25 protein-coding genes and 2 tRNA genes are annotated in these 15,328 nt (G+C 65.2%); 6 read left to right on the top strand and 21 right to left on the bottom strand.

Going from position 1 to position 15,328, the window contains the following annotated elements; translation table 11 throughout:
* Positions 1-260: 260 nt before the first annotated feature.
* From ACW17W_RS02475 to ACW17W_RS02500, 6 genes are all read right to left on the bottom strand, one after another.
* Entirely contained in the window at positions 261-1,010 is a 750-nt protein-coding gene (locus ACW17W_RS02475; protein ID WP_492079027.1) for an SOS response-associated peptidase family protein, read from the bottom strand.
* A gap of 151 nt (positions 1,011-1,161) precedes the next feature.
* Complete coding sequence (locus tag ACW17W_RS02480; protein WP_492079029.1) at positions 1,162-2,163, bottom strand: hypothetical protein; 1,002 nt, start codon at positions 2,161-2,163, stop codon at positions 1,162-1,164.
* 640 nt (positions 2,164-2,803) lie between these two features.
* Entirely contained in the window at positions 2,804-3,043 is a 240-nt protein-coding gene (locus ACW17W_RS02485) for a hypothetical protein (protein WP_492079031.1), read from the bottom strand.
* Positions 3,044-3,097: 54 nt separating this feature from the next.
* Positions 3,098-3,670, bottom strand: a complete 573-nt coding sequence (locus ACW17W_RS02490) for a hypothetical protein (RefSeq protein WP_492079033.1) — start codon at positions 3,668-3,670, stop codon at positions 3,098-3,100.
* Positions 3,667-3,867, bottom strand: a complete 201-nt coding sequence (locus ACW17W_RS02495) for a hypothetical protein (protein ID WP_492079035.1) — start codon at positions 3,865-3,867, stop codon at positions 3,667-3,669. Before ACW17W_RS02495 ends, ACW17W_RS02490 begins: the two co-directional genes overlap by 4 nt.
* 93 nt (positions 3,868-3,960) lie before the next feature.
* Entirely contained in the window at positions 3,961-4,221 is a 261-nt protein-coding gene (locus tag ACW17W_RS02500) for a helix-turn-helix domain-containing protein (protein WP_492079037.1), read from the bottom strand.
* Between the two features lie 78 nt (positions 4,222-4,299).
* On the opposite strand from ACW17W_RS02500, the gene ACW17W_RS02505 reads away from it, so the two are divergent.
* Complete coding sequence (locus tag ACW17W_RS02505; RefSeq protein ID WP_492079039.1) at positions 4,300-4,737, top strand: helix-turn-helix domain-containing protein; 438 nt, start codon at positions 4,300-4,302, stop codon at positions 4,735-4,737.
* A gap of 88 nt (positions 4,738-4,825) precedes the next feature.
* Complete coding sequence (locus ACW17W_RS02510; protein WP_492079041.1) at positions 4,826-5,140, top strand: hypothetical protein; 315 nt, start codon at positions 4,826-4,828, stop codon at positions 5,138-5,140.
* 221 nt (positions 5,141-5,361) lie between these two features.
* On the opposite strand, the gene ACW17W_RS02515 is transcribed toward ACW17W_RS02510, so the two are convergent.
* Positions 5,362-5,438 (bottom strand) — tRNA-Arg (locus tag ACW17W_RS02515).
* Between the two features lie 254 nt (positions 5,439-5,692).
* Here ACW17W_RS02515 and ACW17W_RS02520 point away from each other — a divergent pair.
* Together ACW17W_RS02520 and ACW17W_RS02525 are read left to right on the top strand one after the other, a co-directional pair.
* Positions 5,693-5,767: transfer RNA gene (locus ACW17W_RS02520), tRNA-Val, on the top strand.
* Positions 5,768-5,847: 80 nt separating this feature from the next.
* Entirely contained in the window at positions 5,848-6,864 is a 1,017-nt protein-coding gene (locus ACW17W_RS02525; RefSeq protein ID WP_492079043.1) for an NAD-dependent epimerase/dehydratase family protein, read from the top strand.
* Here ACW17W_RS02525 and ACW17W_RS02530 read toward each other — a convergent pair.
* From ACW17W_RS02530 to ACW17W_RS02550, 5 genes are all read right to left on the bottom strand, one after another.
* Positions 6,852-7,157, bottom strand: coding sequence for a DUF167 domain-containing protein (locus tag ACW17W_RS02530; protein ID WP_492079045.1), 306 nt, complete (start codon positions 7,155-7,157; stop codon positions 6,852-6,854). The genes ACW17W_RS02525 and ACW17W_RS02530 overlap by 13 nt on opposite strands.
* 8 nt (positions 7,158-7,165) lie before the next feature.
* Positions 7,166-7,540: an ammonium transporter gene (locus tag ACW17W_RS02535; RefSeq protein WP_492079047.1), complete on the bottom strand. Its 375-nt coding sequence runs from the start codon at positions 7,538-7,540 to the stop codon at positions 7,166-7,168.
* Positions 7,537-7,833, bottom strand: coding sequence for an autorepressor SdpR family transcription factor (locus ACW17W_RS02540; RefSeq protein ID WP_492079049.1), 297 nt, complete (start codon positions 7,831-7,833; stop codon positions 7,537-7,539). The genes ACW17W_RS02535 and ACW17W_RS02540 overlap by 4 nt, the downstream gene beginning before the upstream one ends.
* A 164-nt stretch (positions 7,834-7,997) precedes the next feature.
* Positions 7,998-8,927, bottom strand: coding sequence for an electron transfer flavoprotein subunit alpha/FixB family protein (locus ACW17W_RS02545; protein WP_492079051.1), 930 nt, complete (start codon positions 8,925-8,927; stop codon positions 7,998-8,000).
* Positions 8,927-9,691: an electron transfer flavoprotein subunit beta/FixA family protein gene (locus ACW17W_RS02550; protein ID WP_492079053.1), complete on the bottom strand. Its 765-nt coding sequence runs from the start codon at positions 9,689-9,691 to the stop codon at positions 8,927-8,929. Before ACW17W_RS02550 ends, ACW17W_RS02545 begins: the two co-directional genes overlap by 1 nt.
* A 119-nt stretch (positions 9,692-9,810) precedes the next feature.
* Between ACW17W_RS02550 and ACW17W_RS02555 the strand changes: the two genes are divergently transcribed.
* Positions 9,811-10,155, top strand: a complete 345-nt coding sequence (locus ACW17W_RS02555; protein WP_492079055.1) for a hypothetical protein — start codon at positions 9,811-9,813, stop codon at positions 10,153-10,155.
* A gap of 66 nt (positions 10,156-10,221) precedes the next feature.
* Here ACW17W_RS02555 and ACW17W_RS02560 read toward each other — a convergent pair whose 3' ends face one another.
* The 9 genes from ACW17W_RS02560 to ACW17W_RS02600 all read right to left on the bottom strand — a co-directional run bounded on the left by ACW17W_RS02560 (position 10,222) and on the right by ACW17W_RS02600 (position 14,677).
* A complete protein-coding gene (locus tag ACW17W_RS02560) occupies positions 10,222-10,539 on the bottom strand; it encodes a GNAT family N-acetyltransferase (RefSeq protein ID WP_492079057.1) in 318 nt (105 codons plus the stop codon).
* On the bottom strand, positions 10,536-10,940 hold the full coding sequence (locus ACW17W_RS02565) for a hypothetical protein (protein WP_492079059.1): 405 nt from the start codon (positions 10,938-10,940) through the stop codon (positions 10,536-10,538). The genes ACW17W_RS02560 and ACW17W_RS02565 overlap by 4 nt, the downstream gene beginning before the upstream one ends.
* 18 nt (positions 10,941-10,958) lie before the next feature.
* Positions 10,959-11,741 (bottom strand): hypothetical protein, encoded by a 783-nt coding sequence (locus ACW17W_RS02570; protein WP_492079061.1) that lies wholly within the window; start codon positions 11,739-11,741, stop codon positions 10,959-10,961.
* A 173-nt stretch (positions 11,742-11,914) separates the two neighbouring features.
* Entirely contained in the window at positions 11,915-12,298 is a 384-nt protein-coding gene (folB, locus tag ACW17W_RS02575; RefSeq protein WP_492079063.1) for a dihydroneopterin aldolase, read from the bottom strand.
* 11 nt (positions 12,299-12,309) lie between these two features.
* Positions 12,310-12,852, bottom strand: coding sequence for a 6-pyruvoyl trahydropterin synthase family protein (locus ACW17W_RS02580; RefSeq protein WP_492079065.1), 543 nt, complete (start codon positions 12,850-12,852; stop codon positions 12,310-12,312).
* Positions 12,853-12,949: 97 nt separating this feature from the next.
* Positions 12,950-13,711 carry an SDR family oxidoreductase gene (locus ACW17W_RS02585; RefSeq protein ID WP_492079067.1) on the bottom strand — a complete coding sequence of 254 codons (762 nt, stop codon included), beginning with the start codon at positions 13,709-13,711 and terminating at the stop codon, positions 12,950-12,952.
* A complete protein-coding gene (locus ACW17W_RS02590) occupies positions 13,708-14,133 on the bottom strand; it encodes a dihydroneopterin aldolase (protein WP_492079069.1) in 426 nt (141 codons plus the stop codon). The genes ACW17W_RS02585 and ACW17W_RS02590 overlap by 4 nt, the downstream gene beginning before the upstream one ends.
* On the bottom strand, positions 14,126-14,260 hold the full coding sequence (locus tag ACW17W_RS02595; RefSeq protein WP_492079071.1) for a hypothetical protein: 135 nt from the start codon (positions 14,258-14,260) through the stop codon (positions 14,126-14,128). The genes ACW17W_RS02590 and ACW17W_RS02595 overlap by 8 nt, the downstream gene beginning before the upstream one ends.
* 9 nt (positions 14,261-14,269) lie before the next feature.
* Entirely contained in the window at positions 14,270-14,677 is a 408-nt protein-coding gene (locus ACW17W_RS02600) for an acyl-CoA thioesterase (RefSeq protein ID WP_492079073.1), read from the bottom strand.
* An 88-nt stretch (positions 14,678-14,765) separates the two neighbouring features.
* Between ACW17W_RS02600 and ACW17W_RS02605 the strand changes: the two genes are divergently transcribed.
* Positions 14,766-15,239, top strand: a complete 474-nt coding sequence (locus ACW17W_RS02605) for an NUDIX domain-containing protein (RefSeq protein ID WP_492079075.1) — start codon at positions 14,766-14,768, stop codon at positions 15,237-15,239.
* Positions 15,240-15,328 lie beyond the last annotated feature (89 nt).

Here is a 15,328-nt window from a genome sequence, read left to right on the forward strand (position 1 = left end):
AGCTGGGAGCGCCATAGGCATAAGGGTGCCTTTGGTGCCCGACCTCCTAAAACAGAAGAACTTATACCCCGGCCATTTCAGATCATTCCTGTGCAAGGGTCGGGCACTAAAAATGGACTGTTCGGCAGAAGCGCGACTTGGTCGGGGCATTTGCAGGATGGGGCGGTCACGCCAGCAGAGGATTCGAGCCCGGTATAAGATTTGACACCTGGAACTGACTTGGGCGCGATCCAACAGGCCGGCCTGTGTGTGCCGGGCGCTTAGATTAAGCGTGCCCTTATATCGTCCTCGCCCCCAGAAACGACCGACAGCATCCCATCCGGCAACGGCCGCTGCAGCGCCCTGGCTTCATCCCACGGCGCCCGCATCCAGACATCGCGCTCTTCGTGGGTCCTCAGGATCACCGGCATGGCCTTGGCGTGGTAAGTCTTTACCGGCTCGGCTGACTCCGTGGTCAAAAAGCCGAAGGCGTCAAACTCCTCCCAGCCCGTCTTGATCTTCCGGACGCTGGCGTGAGGCGTCCAGATCCCCGCGAAGAAGGTCAGGGGTTGGTCCTCCGCCATGGCGAACCAGATCTTCTTCTTGCTGCCCGTGTGGTCCTGGTCGGGCTCGCTGAAGGTGTTGAAGGGGACGAGGCAGCGGTTCGGCACCTCCAGCCACGGTCGCCAGTGGGCGTTGGGTTTCCCGGCCGCGTTCATGGTGTTGCGAATGTTGGTGACGCCGCTGTCCGGCTCCATGCGCAACAGGTCGTTGAAGTCGAACTCCGTGCCCTTGGCGCGCAGCTTGTCGGCGCGCTTCGTCGCCGCCTGAAACAGAACCTGTTTCGACATGGGCATCCCCCAGCGCGCCATCGCCAGTTCGCGTTCGCCATTAGCGTTCATCCGCACGATCGGCGCTGAATAGTCCGGATAGACGTCGTCCGGCCCGCCGTTGCCGATGTCACCGGCCATGGCGTCTGCCAGTTGACGGATCGCCAGCTGGTGGCTGGTGATTTTGTAGTTGTTACACATGGACAGACGGTCGCATGGCGGTCGAAGTTTGTGGAGTCGCCGGAAAACGGACGTCCGGAAGGCCTGCTAGGGGTGGTTACCGGATGCGGTAGTTCCACGGGCCTCAGATTCCATTGCGGCGCTCGACCCAGACCAGCCGCCTGCGGCACTCTCAGGGCTTCTTCTTTGCCTTGGGCGGGGCCGATTGCGAGGTCGCGAAGCCCATCTTCAGCTCGTATTTCCGCAGCTGCCTGTTTCGCCATGTGACCCGAAGCTCGGCCTGCCTCAGCGTCGAGCGATGGACCCGATAGATCGTGAGTCCGGGAGCAGAATAATCCGGAATGACATCTACTTCGTCGGCGATGTTGTCCTTGATCAGGAAGGCCCGGATATTGCGGGGCTTCGGAGCTGTTTCGCTCGCGAATGCAATGTTGATAGTCACGTTTGCGACCGGAAACCGATCCGCCGAGAGAGACAGGCTCGGCTCGGGGCCGTCATACTCGTGCTTCTGACAAAGACGGGTCCTGCGCTCGACGATGCTGCGCTTGAACAGGCCGCGCAGCGCATAGGCGTGAAGGTTAGGCAGATAGGTGAGGATCGGGTTCACCGGCAAGGCGCGCTTATATATCTCGATCATCTCTTTGCTCTTCGGCGTGCCGGTGAGAAGAACCTCCTTGGTGATCAGCTCGCCGGCGACCTCGGAGACAGCCGTGAAGGAATCGGCCTCCAGTTCGCCCTTCTCTCCAGTCGTCGAAATGGTCGCGCGATACGCCCTGACCTCCGGCTGGTTGGCGTGGATCAGCTGTCGTCGATACAATGTGGCGCTGGTCATAAGGGGGCTGTCAAACGACAGGGTGACGTCGGTCTCCAAGACGGAGATCGCGACCTGCGATCGGTCGATGTAAGTCATCACCCATCGCCAAGCCCCCCCAAGCAGGATGATCGGGCTAAGGCTGACGAAGAGGAACAGCCATCCGCCGAATATCATCCCTGGGTAGATGGTGTTGATCGGCAAAAGCAGTTGCCCGACGACCGCCCAGAGGTCGTTGGACCCCGCAAAGGTGGCGACCGGCGGATAGAGGAACTGAATCCAAGAGAATGTGCCCGCAGACAGGACGGCGATGAACGCCGCCTGGCTGATCCAGCGTGGAAACAGTCGTGAGTGTCGTGACATCAGCCCCCCGGCTTTGGCTCAGAACACCAATAAGTCGTTCAAAACGCCGGTCTGCAACCAAAAACAAAGAACCCCGCGTCGCTAGTGCGATGCGGGGCCTCTGTCGGGCGATTTGCCCGGGCTTTTCGCGACCTGCGATCAGATGGTTTCAGTCGAACGCATCATTGTCTCCTATTGGCCGAAGCAACGGCTTCGGCACCTTGATGTTCCCTCAGCAGATGGTGGCTGGCCGGATGACCGACAACCGCCTCGCTAGTGCAGGACGTCTTGAGATAGCCGCTCAGACGTTAAATCTTCGTCGATCCGTGTGACCACATTTCGACCGGTCATGCAGGCCCATCGGAGCGCGCGGGATCGGCAGGACGCCCTTGTGTGCATGGCAGCCCCGTCTAGGTCAACCGACTCCGGCGGCATTGCGACTCGCTTTCAAGAACATCCGGATAGGCGACACGGCGTCCGTATCTATCGCGGTAAAAGATTCGGGTTCGACTAACCCCAAACGACCGGCCGCCTCGTACGAAGCGCAAGGACAATCCGAAATGCGGACGTCCCCTCACCCTCGTCCCGATTGGTGGAGGGCTGATGTCCGCAGCGGGTCGGGTGCAGCCATAGGCTTCAGCGCCGAAAACGGTCATCCACCTCAGTCGACAAGCCCGCGCCTTTCCATCTCCTGAACGACGGGATCGGTGAGGGATGCGATGACCTCCAGGTCGAAAGCGTCCTCGGCCGTGCGCTCGTCTCCGAACAGTCGCGGCTGACCGAGGCGCAGGGTGCGCAACCGATACTCCCGCCTCTCGACGGCCAGGTTGCGGTCCAGTTGCTCGATCATTTCCAGCCGGACGCCGGATTGAGATCGGATCGTGGTCTTGCGCGTCGGCATGGCTCAACCGTCCTGTGTGGGTTCAGACACCAGTTCAAGAAGGGTTCTTATCCGTCAGGGTCGGAGTTTTTCACGGATGGGGTTGCTTGTGGAGTCGGCGACCTCATTCAACGAGAGATCGTCGCGCCTCTGCGTGTCGACGCCTCGGCTTCCGAACCCCTGGAACATGGAGCCGCTCGGCTGGATCGTCTGCTTACGACGTCGCGCGAGGGCTTCGCTCAGCTCGATCGACCCGAAAGACCAGGACCGGGCGTCACCCGAGCACTCTGCCAGCGCGGCCTTCACTGTGAGCGCCGCCACGAACATGGGATGTGAAGCCGGTGACCGGGCGCCGAGCGTCCCATTCAGCCGCACCATGGCCATCCAGATCGATTCAAGCTCCGCCAGCCCATCGGCCCCGATATGGCCCTTGTGGGCACCCGTAGAGCGAAGCCAGTCCGTGTCGCCAGCCAGGGCGCAACGGGCCGCCGTCAATGTCGCGGACGCGGCCAGCAGTGCTGGCGTCACGTCCGCCAACGGATGCATCGCCTCATGCAGCCGCTTCAATCGGTCGTGCAGCCCAGACAGCTGGTCCAGATCGGCGGGAGTCAGATCAACCTTTGTGGACATGCCCTTGTGGCGGGTCACCACGTTTCCCGGACCGACAACCCAAGTCGCTGGAGCTGATCAATGGCCGCGATTTTCTGTATGAACCCCGGCTCGATCGTCTCGACCTCACGTATCAGGGCCCCGATGCCGGCGCGCCAATCGGAGCCCGGCTGCATCAGCGCTACGGCCAGGTCGCGCAGGTTGTTCGTGTGTGGGTCCGCTGTGTTCTCGTGCATCTCTGCTCTCCGTTTCCATCGACCCAAAAAGCTCGATAGCGAAACGAGAACAAATAAGGAACACTCTCCCTGAGAAAGCCTGTGGACGGCCGATTAGAAGATCACATCAGGCCCGACGCGCTGTGCCACCTTCACCATCAGATCCGCAGGTTCGAGGCCCAAGGCGCGCGAGTAGGCGACGAACTCCACGAAATCGAGCCGGCGCTCGCGGGTCTCGATCTTCGAGATGAAGGATCTAGGCTTTCCAAGCCGGTCAGCGAGATCCCGCTGGGAAAGACCGGACATTGAGCGCGTCTCTATCAGGAGGGCGATAGCCATCTCGTAGGATGACGACGTGACCCAGACACGCTGCATTCGCCGCCTTTCCCAATCGAAAGGCATTGGCTAGAGGTCGGGTGAATCGCACCCATCATGGGGGCAAGGAGATATTCGATGGCGAACGACGGGCGGCGTGGGGGTGGACGGACAATCGGCGGCAAAACCCCAACGCCCTTGTCAGAGTTCATTGATGCACGATGGGATGCGCTGGGCCTCCGCAACTACGAGGCTGCTGACCGCCTCGGCGTCGCATCCCCCAACATGGTCAGTATGTGGCGAACGGGTCATACTGCGGTTCCGCTAAGTCGCCTGGAAGCGGTCGCAGATCTGCTGAATGTAGAAGTCGTGCAGCTCTACGTCCTGTGGTTGCAACAGCAACGCGCCCGTGATGAAGATATTTCCGCCAACCTGGTTGAGCTTATTCAGATGCGAACCGTATCTCGCAACGAAGCAAAGCTCATACAGGCGGTGAGACTGGCGACACGAAACGCTGACCCGCATTTCGAAGATGACGTTCTGAAAAACGTGAGCAATATCTGCCGCCAAGACTGACAATCGCCACCATCGCCCGGTCTTTTGCCAAAACCGGACCGCTCGCGATCGACTAGAATCCTCAGATCAACAGTCCGAGGAGCGACAAATGACGACCTACTGCCTGATCACCGTTCGTGGTGAGGAACTCGCTGGCTTTCAGCCCATCGTCGGTAGCCAGGAACAGGACGCGATCATGTTCTCGTTCGGCTTGCTGGCCGAGCGCACCCGGAATGACGCGACCACATTCGCCGTTCTCGGTGTCGAGTGGGTGCTTGAGGAGGGTCTGCGCGCCCTCGAAGACTTGGATACGCCAGCCGGCCCGGAGGTCGGAAGGTGGAAGCTGGTCGGCAACACCCTGGATCCGGACCTCAAGTGGTTTACGGCAGCTGCTCCGCACAACGCTCCAAAGCCCCCTGCGTAAGTTGGGGCCAGGTATCGGCCGCCGCAGTCACAAGGGTGCTGGCTGGCAAAACGGACAGGATCGACAGCGCAGCAACGTGGGGACAGCAAGGCACGCCTGCTGCTGCCTGTCACACTGCGTTGGCGAGCAAAGTTCGGCTGCCCGATTTTCGTTGTAAATAACGTTGTCAATCGCTCGCCCTTTTGGGGCAAGAGCATTGATTTCAAATAAAAAAGAGAAAATGGCGCGCCCGGAACGATTCGAACGTCCGACCCTCAGATTCGTAGTCTGATGCTCTATCCAGCTGAGCTACGGGCGCGCACAGGCCTTTCGGCGAGGGCGGCTGTCTAGCGGGTGAACGGGCGGGGTGCAAGCGGTCTGCGGCGGTTTATGACAAGATAATCCGGGAGGGGTCGGCGGGAGGCCGCGGACAGGGGAGGCGGATCAGGCCCCGGGGCCCGCGCCGGTCAAAAAGATCGAGGATTTGATCTTGCGGGGCAGGCGGCGGGCGGGCTATAGACCCGTCCTTCCCGTTCCGGACCCCGTTCGCGGTCAGCCCGGAACCGTCTTGGCGGATGCGTAGCTCAGCGGGAGAGCACCTCGTTGACATCGAGGGGGTCACAGGTTCAATCCCTGTCGCGTCCACCATTCCTCTCCCGAAATGACGCATTCGTTTCGACGCGGCAGGCTGGAACGCCGGCTCTGCGATTCTGGGCGACGGGAAAGACATGCGCTATCTGATCACGGGATCGGCCGGTTTCATCGGCTTTCATCTGTCACGGCGCCTGCTTGAGGCGGGCCATGCCGTCACGGGCTATGACAGTTTCTCCGCCTATTATGATCCGTCGCTGAAAGAGGCCCGGAATACGGTGCTGGAGGCGTTTCCGGCCTTTACGGTGCACCGGGCCGCGCTGGAGGATGCGGCGGCCCTGACGCGCGCCTGGACGGCCGCACGGCCGGATGTGGTGATCCACCTCGCCGCCCAGGCGGGGGTGCGCTACAGCATCGACCATCCCGAGACCTATGTGTCGGCCAATCTGGTCGGGACGGCGAATGTGCTGGAGGCCGCGCGCCGGGCGCCGCCGGCCCATCTGCTGCTGGCCTCGACCAGTTCGGCCTATGGCGCCAACACCGCCATGCCGTTCCGGGAGACGGACACCGCCGTCCATCCCATGACCCTGTATGCGGCGACCAAGGCCTCCAACGAGCTGATGGCGCATTCCTACGCCCATCTGTTCGGGGCGCCGACGACCGCCTTCCGCTTCTTCACCGTCTATGGACCGTGGGGCCGGCCGGACATGGCCCTGTTCAAGTTCACGCGGGCCATGTTCGATCAGCAGGCGATCGAGATCTATGGCGAGGGCCGGATGTCGCGCGACTTCACCTTCATCGACGATCTGGTCGAGGCCATCGTGCGGCTGGCGGACCAGCCGCCGTCCCGGCCCGACGAGCGGGCGGGTGAGGCGGTGATCCCCGACGACACCCTGTCGCCCGTGGCGCCGTATCGGCTGGTCAATATCGGCGGCGGGTCGCCCAGCGGTCTTATGGACTATGTCGCGGCGCTCGAGGCTGCACTGGGCATGGAGGCGCGGAAGACCTTCCTGCCCATGCAGGACGGCGACGTGCCGGCCACCTGGGCCTCGGCGGAGCTGCTGGAGGCCCTGATCGACTACCGGCCGTCCACGCCGGTGAGCGAGGGGGTCGCCCGGTTCGTGGACTGGTACCGGGGCTACTACGGGGTCTGATCGTCGCGCAGGCCCGGCAGGTCGGCCAGGCGCCGGTCCAGTGCGGCCTGATCCAGACCGTCGATCACGATCATCTTGGTGCGCGACTGGCCGCCGCGCGCCAGTTCGACAGCGGAGCGCGGCAGGTCCAGCGTCCGGACGAGGAGGCGGATCAGGGCGGCGTTGGCCTCTCCCTCCACCGGCCGGGCGCGCACCCGCACCTTCAGCACCGGACGGCCCCCGGCGTCGACGCCCCAGCCGTCGATCCGGTCGGCCGAGGCGGCGGGGGTCAATTTGACGGCGAGGCGGGCCATGGATCGCCTCAGACGACCCGGACCCGGGTCCTCAGCGACAGGCAGTAGCCGATGGCAACGGCCAACCCGAGGATTATGGCCCCGCCACCGACCAGCACGGCCTGCCCGATCGGCGCGAACACGAAGGCCCCGGCATAGACGAGACCGCTGAGGACCATGGACCAACCGGTCACGCGCTGGGCCTTGCGAGCGCCTGCGCCAGGGACGAAGGCCTTGGGAATGCGGTTGCCGAAAGACGCGACCATCAGGCCGGTGGCTCCCAGGACGATCCGCAGGGTGGTCTCCTGGTCGATATGGCCGAGGTTGCGGGCGAGGGTCGAAGCCAGCGCCAGGGCGAGGATGCCGCCGCCCCAGGCGAAGCTGTTGATCAGGTCCTTTTTCATTTCGCAGTCTCCTCTTTGGGCTCCGGCGCCTCCGCGTCGAGGCCGAACGAATGGACGAAGCCCAGCAGCGCGTCTTCAAGCACCGAGAGCTTCAGATGATAGATGATGGACTTCCCGGCCTTCTCGGCATGGACCAGATCGGCCTCCTTCAGCACGGCGAAATGGGCCGACATGGTCGGCTTCGAGACGTCGAACCGGTCACTGAGCTCGCCGGCGGTCATCGGCCCCTTGCGCAGGAGCTGAAGCACCCGGCGGCGGGTCGGATCGGAAAGGGCCCTGAAGACGCTGCTCATGATGCGATTATTAGCTAAACATCGAAATGAGTCAATAGGTCTGGTCCCGAGGCATGAAAAAGGGCGCGGACCATTCGGTGCCGCGCCCGCCTGTCAGCTGGTGCTTCGCCCTTGTCATCCCGGATCGCCGCTTTGCCGCTTCCGGGATGACAAGGGTCTGAAGCCTACCCCAGGGCGGCCATCAGCTCCGGCACCACGGTCTTGTAGTCGCCCACGACGCCATAGTCGGCGACCTGGAAGATCGGGGCGTCGGCGTCCTTGTTGATGGCGACGATGATCTTGGAGTCCTTCATCCCGGCCAGGTGCTGGATGGCGCCCGAGATGCCGATGGCGATGTAGAGGGCCGGGGCCACGACCTTGCCGGTTTGCCCGACCTGATAGTCGTTGGGGGCATAGCCGGCGTCGACGGCGGCGCGCGAGGCGCCCACGGCGGCGCCCAGCTTGTCGGCCAGCGGATCCATGACGGCGTGGAATTCCTCGGCCGAGCCGAGGGCGCGACCGCCGGAGACGACGATCTTCGCCGCGCCCAGTTCGGGACGGTCCGACTTGACCATCTCCTCGCTGACGAAGGCCGCCTTGCCGGCGTCAGAGCCTGTGACGCTCTCGATCGGGGCCGGTCCGCCTTCCGCCGCCGCCGCGAAGGCGGTCGGGCGGACGGTGATGACTTTTTTGGCGTCCGACGACTGGACGGTTTCCAGGGCGTTGCCGGCGTAGATCGGGCGCACGAAGGTATCGGCCGAGACGACCTCGACGATGTCGGAGATCGGGGCGACATCCAGCCTGGCGGCAATGCGCGGCATGAAGTTCTTGCCGTCCATCGAGGCGGGCGACAGGATCGCGTCGTAGCCGGCGGCCAGGCCGACGACGGTCGCAGTCACGGCCTCGGCGACCGTGTGTCCGAGCTCGCCGCTCTCGGCCAGCAGCACCTTGCGGACGCCGGCGATGGTCGCGGCGGCGGCGGCGGCGGCCTGGGCCCCCTGACCCACGACCAGAACGTCGACGTCCGGCGAGAGGGCCAGTGCGGCGGTCACGGTCTTGTGGGTGGTGTCGCGGACGGTCGAACCGTCGCGGTCGGCAATGACGAGGACGGCCATTACAGGGCTCCCGCGGTCTTGAGTTTGGAGACGAGTTCGGCGGCGTCGGCCACCTTGATCCCGGCCGAACGCTGGGCCGGGGCGGTGACCTTGACCACGGTCAGGCGCGGCGATGTGTCGACGCCGTAGTCGGCGACCGCCTTGACGGCGATCTCCTTCTTCTTGGCCTTCATGATGTTCGGCAGGGAGGCGTAGCGCGGGGTGTTGAGACGCAGGTCCACGGTGACCACGGCGGGCAGCGGGGCCGACAGGGTCTGGATGCCGCCGTCGACCTCGCGGGTGACGACAGCCTTGCCGTCGGCGATCGCGATCTTGGCCGCGAAGGTGGCCTGGGGCCAGTCAAGCAGGGCGGCGAGCATCTGGCCGACGGCGTTGTTGTCGCCGTCGATGGACTGTTTGCCCATCAGCACCAGATCCGGTTTTTCCTCGTCGACCACGGCCTTGAGCAGTTTGGCGACGGCCAGGGGTTCCAGGTCGGCATCCGACTGGATCAGCAGGCCGCGGTCGGCGCCCATGGCCAGGGCGGTGCGGATGGTTTCCTGGGCCTGGGTCACGCCAATGGAGACGACGACGATCTCGGTCGCCGTGCCTGCCGCGTGGTGCTCCTTGCCTTCCTTGAGGCGAACGGCCTCCTCGACGGCGATTTCGTCGAAGGGGTTCATGCTCATTTTCACATTGGCCAGATCGACGCCGGTCTGGTCCGCCTTGACGCGGGCCTTGACGTTGTAGTCGATCACCCGTTTGACGGGGACGAGAACTTTCATGGTGTGATCCATACCTTCGTCGAAATGTCGGCGCAGGGAATGGAACGGGCCGGACCGCCTGTCAACGTAACGTAACGTGAACCTGCCCCCCGGTTTCGGGGCCGGCGTCGGAGAAAAGCATGAACCGCTTTCTGACCATGAAACGGCTGGGCATACTGTTCGTCAGCCTGTTCGCCGTCATCACCGGGGGGACTCTGGTCTTTCAGCATTTCTGGCTGGACCCGGACCGCAGGTGCGCCCAATCCGGCCAGTGGTATTTCGCCGAGGAGAGGCGCTGCGTCACACCCGTCTACATCCCCCGGATCACCGGACGGGCGCCGGGCGTCAGTCGGGCCGAGGCGTCTGACGCCAACATTCGTGACGTGATCCAGGCGGAGACTGAGGCGAAACGCCGCGAAGCCGCGCTTGCGGCCGATACGGTCGAACAGGGCAAGCGGCTGGAAAAGACGCGTCCGGGCCTCTGACCGCCCCGGCCGTCGGACCGCGCGACCTTCGCGTCCGGACATCACCCGGGATCGCAACGATGGATCTCAGGCCAGAACGTCCGCCTGATCGGGATGGCGGCGGAACCAGACGACCGCATAGCCGCAGACCGGCGTCAGCCTCAGGCCCTGAGCGCGGGCGTGATCGGCCAGATGCTGCATGAACCGCCCGGCCGCCCCTGAGCCGCGCAGGGCCTCGTCCGCCTCGACATGGAGGATGGCGCGACCCTGGCCCTGGGCGGCGTAGTCGGCCCAGACCGGCTGCTGCGATCCATCCGCCGCCGGGAACTCCTCCACAAAGCGGCGGGCGGCGGGTTCGTCGCGAAACCCGCCAACGGCATCCGGGTTCACGGGCGCCGAGCTCACGGGGCCTTGTCCGACATCAGATTGATGAGTCCAAGGATGGATTTGATCGTGAACCAGACGTGGAGCAGGAACAGTCCCAGAAGGCAGACCAGTCCCACCGGAAACGGGATCACGGTGACGAAGCTGACAATGGCCAGCACCCACAGGCCGATCGTCCACCAGACGACGGACCAGAACAGCTGGATCTGGGCGTCGATATGGGCGCGGGCGATCCCCGCAGCCCCGTCCCGTCCGGCATAGGCCACGATCAGGCCGACGATAACCAGCAGGCTGGCGCTGGGAATCGACAGGATATACAGGCCCCAGGCCATCAGGGCGGCGGGCTTGCCCTGGCTGTCCCCGTGCAGGCCGGTGATTGCGGGGCCCGAACCGGAATCCAGGCGTGGCGGCAGGTCACTCATCGGTTCAGCCTTTTTCGTTCAGCGGGCGGCGATCAGCCACTGGCGCGGGCGGACGATACTTTCGCCCCGCACCAGGAGCAGAAGCCCCCAGACGCCGCGCGCCAGCAGCCACACGGCCACAAAGAACAACGCAAGGACGCCCAGAAAGCTCACCGGGATCAGAAGAACGCCGATGACGGCGACGATGGCGGCGATCCAGAGGCTGCGTTTCTGGAATTCGAAATGACTGCGGGCCAGCGGCTGTTGCGGCAGGGGACGCACGGTCACCGCGACCAGGGCGATGGCGGCGGCCAGCCCCAGGGTCGGTACGGCGAACAGGATCAGGGCATAGATGGTGAACAGTCCCATCGCCCCCTCGGCGCTTTCGCCCGGCGCGGGCTTGATCCCGCCGGAACGTCCGAAGGCCGGCCGCGTCGAGCCGGCCGGCGGCCGCAGATCTGATGGAGGGGCGGGGACGTCGTGATCGGGGAAGGGCGGCGTGTGGGCGGACGGCTGTGTCGACCGTGCAGGACGCAATGGGGTCGCGCGCATCACGGGCGGATCGAACAGGCCGACCTGTTCAGGCTCGTCATTCCGGACGTCGGAGATGTCGGGTTCCGGCGGGGCCGCCCGGCGCGGCGCACCGGCGAGTGAGGCAGGAGAGGTGAAGCCGACCAGGTCGTCGTGGGCATGGTCGTCGGGGCCATGCCGGGCGCGCGACGCGGCAGGCCCCGGCCTGGTTCCCGGCGCGAGGTCCGGAGACGCCTCGCCCGGGCCGGGCGTCAGGGGATCAGAAACGGGGGACTCGCCGGGTTCGGCCATCGGGACTCTCCGGGCTTCTCGGACGCTCGGTGCGTCCGGCCCTGCTTTTTCGCCAGACCTTCGGAGGTTCGGATCAGAATGACCCGGCCCGGACGAGGTCCAGATTCATACCGCGCGACAATGGCCGGGGCGACGGACGAGCGCAACCGCCCGGGCCAGACCCGTTTACGGATTCAGCGCGCCAGAACCACTTCGCAACCGGCGGCGCGCGCGCCGTCCAGCGCGGTCGGTTTTTCAACCCGCACGGTGGCGCGTCGGACCCGCACATCCTCCAGACAGGCGGCGGCCAGACGTTCGGCGAACGTCTCCACCAGCCCGATGTGGCCGCCGGCGGCGATGTGGCGCGCGGCGCGGGCCACGTCCTCATAGTTCACGGTATCACCCAGGCTCTCGACAGGTGCGGGATTGAGCTCGAGCGCCACGTCAACGATCAGCGGCTGCAACCGGCCGTGTTCATGGTCATAGACGCCGATCCCGGCCTGAATCTCCAGACCCCGCACAAAGACGGTCAGGGCCTCGACCCGCAATGCGGCGGTCGCAACACGGGAAACGGTCACGTCGCCGTCCATCACGCGGGCGTCCCGGCTGCTGTCGTCAGTTCATTGACCGTCTCGTCGGCCCGGTCGACCCACAGACCCGCCATCCAGCCGCGCTCGGCCCCGGTCAGGGTTTCGCCGACGACGACGGCATTGGTCGGGGTCTCCTCAAGCGTCAGTCCCGCACAGCGGAAGGCGGAGGCCTCGTCCAGAAGTATGGCGTCCAGCTTGCGCCGCAACGCGATGGCCAGGGCCTCGGTGGTCGGGTCGCCGTCGAACACCATCAGTCGCGGCGTCCGCGCCGGTTCATTCTCCAGAAACCAGGCCAGCAGGGGATCCGCCGCATTCAGCTGAAACGCGTGATCCACCGCACGGTCGATGAAGCCGTGCCAGCGCGTCTTCAGCCGTTCAAAGGAGGCGACATAGTTGGTCCCGCCGAAATCGATCTCCCTGTCGGTCCGCAGGGTCACGTGCACGAACTCGTTGTGCCCGTGCGGCACGGCGCATTTCGAACTCGCATCGGTCAGCAACCGGTGCGCCATCGAGAAACGGCGGGTGAAGCGGATGTCAGGCACGGCGATCGGACTCCATGGCCGGTCGGGCGAACAGCCCTGTCGGCCGGGCGCGGTGCATGAACATCAGCGACGCGGCGAAGTAAAGGCGAGCCATGGTTCAGACCCCGTCGAAGGCGACGTCGCGGGCCCGGCGGACAAGGCTCTCGCCCCCGTCGACCGCCAGAATCCGGCCGGTAAGGGCCGGGGTGTCGACGATGTAGCGCAGGGTTCGGGCGATATCGTCGAGCGTTGCGCCGCGGCCGAGCGGGGTATCCACCCAGGCGCGCTCGAAATCGGCCTGGGTCTGGGCGCCGCTGGGCAGCAGCAGTCCCGGGGCGATCCCCATCACCCGGATGCGCGGCGCGAGGGCCAGGGCCAGGGTCTCGGTCAGTCCCGCCAGCCCGGCCTTCCCGGCCGTGTAGGAAAAGAAGTCCGGGTTGGGGGCCAGAACCTTCTGGTCGAGGATGTTGATGACCACGCCGTCCCGGTCCGGGCCGACGGCCTGTGCGAAATCGCGGGTCAGCATCACCGGCGCCGTCAGATTGGCGTCGATATGGGTGCGCCAGCTCTCGTCGGTCAGGGTCTGAAGGGTGTCATAGGCGAAGGTGGAGGCGTTGTTGACCAGCACGTCCAGCCGGCCGAAGGCGGTGATGACATCGGCGATCAGGACCGGTCGCGCGGCGGCGTCGGTCAGATCGGCCTGAAAGGCGACGCAGTCGGCCCCTTCGGCGCGGAGGGTTGCGGCCAGACCCTCGGCCTCGTCCTGCCCGCTCCGATAGTGCAGGGCGATCCGTTGGCCCGCCGCAGCCAGTCGTCGGGCGAGTCCGGCGCCCACCCGCCGGGCGGCCCCGGTAATCAGGATGACCGGAGCCCGGGTCACGCCTGCGGCCTGTAGCGCGTCACCTCGACGCCCGCCGCCGCCGTCTCGGCGAATATGTCGGGTTTGACGATACGCACCCGACAGGCGGTTACGGCCGCGTCCTCGAAGATGAAGCCCGTCAGCTCGTTCAGCAGCGTTTCCAGCAGGTCCACATGGTCCCGGTCGCGCCATGACAGGATCCGGTCCCTCACCCGGTCATAGTCGACATAGCCGGCGAGGGGCGCGCCATCGGCGGCGTGCGTCGGGACAGGCCAGTCGGACGTCATCTCGACATCGACGATCAGGCGGTTGGGGCGCTCGGGGTGGCGCTCCCAGGGATGCAGGCCGCAGCGCACATCGACCGCAACGCCGACCAGCAGGGCGCGCGCGCTGTCGACCTTCGGCCCGCCCGCTCGATCCGGTGTCGGAAAGGGGTCAGTCAATCCGGCCGAACTCAAGCCAGTTGATGGCGCCGAGGACGGCGACGAAGCCCAGGATGATATAGAGAGCCAGCATGGCGATGCTCCTTTGAATGGCCCGGGCCTTACCGGGCCGGGGCCGTATGTTCAACCCGCGCCGTCAGGCCATGAGACCACGTCGCATGCCGTCGGACCAGGGCGACGCCCCTCCCGTCGCCAGATCGACATGGACATAGACCAGCTCGATCAACGCGCGGCGATCCTCCCTGTCGGCGCCATGCAGTTCGATCCGCATGACCATGCTCGATCGGCCGACCCGGTGAACCTTCACCAGGCCGTCAATCTCTTCATCCAGGCGAATGGGTGTTTCAAACGTCACTGCCGCATGGGCGACATGAGCCTTGAACGGGGACCGGCCCTCGCCGATCAGCGCACGGCTGCGCAGGAACTCGGTCGCGACCGCATCGGCGTATTCCAGATAGCGCGAGTTGAACACCATCGCATACGAATCGACCTCGGCGTGGCGCACGCGAAAGCGGTGGGCGAAGGGGAAATCGGCTCTGGCCATAGGGAAACAGAGTACAAAGGCGGCGTGGCGGGGGTCAATTCAAACCGGCCCGGTTCGCATCGGTCCGCGAGTCTGCCACTGTCCGGCCATGACCCCATGGCGCATCCGTATCGAGCCCCTCACCCGTCCGTTGTTCTTCGCCTTTTCGCGGATGACCCGGGGGATGACCCTTGGGGTGCGCGGGGTGGCGACAGACGATGAAGGGCGGGTGCTGCTGGTCAAACACACCTATCTGGCCGGCTGGTGGCTGCCGGGCGGTGGTGTGGATCGCGGCGAGACGACACAGGCTGCGGTCCTGCGCGAGTTGCGCGAGGAGGCCGGGGTGGTCGCCCAGGGCCCGGCGCGACTGATCTCGGTTCACTCCAATGAGCGGTTCTTTCGCGGCGACCATGTGCTGGTCTTCGCCGTGGATGACTTCACCCTGACCGCCCGCACCAGCCATGGCGAAATCGCCGAGATCGGCTGGTTCGACCCGGCGGATCTGCCCGCCGACGCCCATCGTTCGACCCGGGCCCGGTTGGGCGAGATCTTCGGGGGAGCGCCGGTCGATCCGGCATGGTGACGAGAGGCGCTTGATCTGAAGCCGGCTGGCCGCGACGGATATGCTCAGGCTTGACGTGCAAGTCTCGGGTGGGCCTGCTGGAGATCTGT

This window comes from Brevundimonas sp. FV1ye29L, from assembly GCF_058681095.1.

Excerpts from the sequence above, each read along its gene's own strand:
- ACW17W_RS02550 (WP_492079053.1), bottom strand. The coding sequence starts at position 9,691 with ATGAAAGTTCTCGTCCCCGTCAAACGGGTGATCGACTACAACGTCAAG.
- ACW17W_RS02570 (WP_492079061.1), bottom strand. The coding sequence starts at position 11,741 with ATGGCCGAACCCGGCGAGTCCCCCGTTTCTGATCCCCTGACGCCCGGC.
- ACW17W_RS02555 (WP_492079055.1), top strand. The coding sequence starts at position 9,811 with ATGAACCGCTTTCTGACCATGAAACGGCTGGGCATACTGTTCGTCAGC.
- ACW17W_RS02525 (WP_492079043.1), top strand. The coding sequence starts at position 5,848 with ATGCGCTATCTGATCACGGGATCGGCCGGTTTCATCGGCTTTCATCTG.
- ACW17W_RS02510 (WP_492079041.1), top strand. The coding sequence starts at position 4,826 with ATGACGACCTACTGCCTGATCACCGTTCGTGGTGAGGAACTCGCTGGC.
- ACW17W_RS02605 (WP_492079075.1), top strand. The coding sequence starts at position 14,766 with ATGACCCCATGGCGCATCCGTATCGAGCCCCTCACCCGTCCGTTGTTC.
- ACW17W_RS02540 (WP_492079049.1), bottom strand. The coding sequence starts at position 7,833 with ATGAGCAGCGTCTTCAGGGCCCTTTCCGATCCGACCCGCCGCCGGGTG.
- ACW17W_RS02530 (WP_492079045.1), bottom strand. The coding sequence starts at position 7,157 with ATGGCCCGCCTCGCCGTCAAATTGACCCCCGCCGCCTCGGCCGACCGG.
- ACW17W_RS02480 (WP_492079029.1), bottom strand. The coding sequence starts at position 2,163 with ATGTCACGACACTCACGACTGTTTCCACGCTGGATCAGCCAGGCGGCG.
- ACW17W_RS02495 (WP_492079035.1), bottom strand. The coding sequence starts at position 3,867 with ATGCACGAGAACACAGCGGACCCACACACGAACAACCTGCGCGACCTG.
- ACW17W_RS02600 (WP_492079073.1), bottom strand. The coding sequence starts at position 14,677 with ATGGCCAGAGCCGATTTCCCCTTCGCCCACCGCTTTCGCGTGCGCCAC.
- ACW17W_RS02475 (WP_492079027.1), bottom strand. The coding sequence starts at position 1,010 with ATGTGTAACAACTACAAAATCACCAGCCACCAGCTGGCGATCCGTCAA.
- ACW17W_RS02545 (WP_492079051.1), bottom strand. The coding sequence starts at position 8,927 with ATGGCCGTCCTCGTCATTGCCGACCGCGACGGTTCGACCGTCCGCGAC.
- ACW17W_RS02565 (WP_492079059.1), bottom strand. The coding sequence starts at position 10,940 with ATGAGTGACCTGCCGCCACGCCTGGATTCCGGTTCGGGCCCCGCAATC.
- ACW17W_RS02500 (WP_492079037.1), bottom strand. The coding sequence starts at position 4,221 with ATGCAGCGTGTCTGGGTCACGTCGTCATCCTACGAGATGGCTATCGCC.
- ACW17W_RS02505 (WP_492079039.1), top strand. The coding sequence starts at position 4,300 with ATGGCGAACGACGGGCGGCGTGGGGGTGGACGGACAATCGGCGGCAAA.
- ACW17W_RS02485 (WP_492079031.1), bottom strand. The coding sequence starts at position 3,043 with ATGCCGACGCGCAAGACCACGATCCGATCTCAATCCGGCGTCCGGCTG.
- ACW17W_RS02535 (WP_492079047.1), bottom strand. The coding sequence starts at position 7,540 with ATGAAAAAGGACCTGATCAACAGCTTCGCCTGGGGCGGCGGCATCCTC.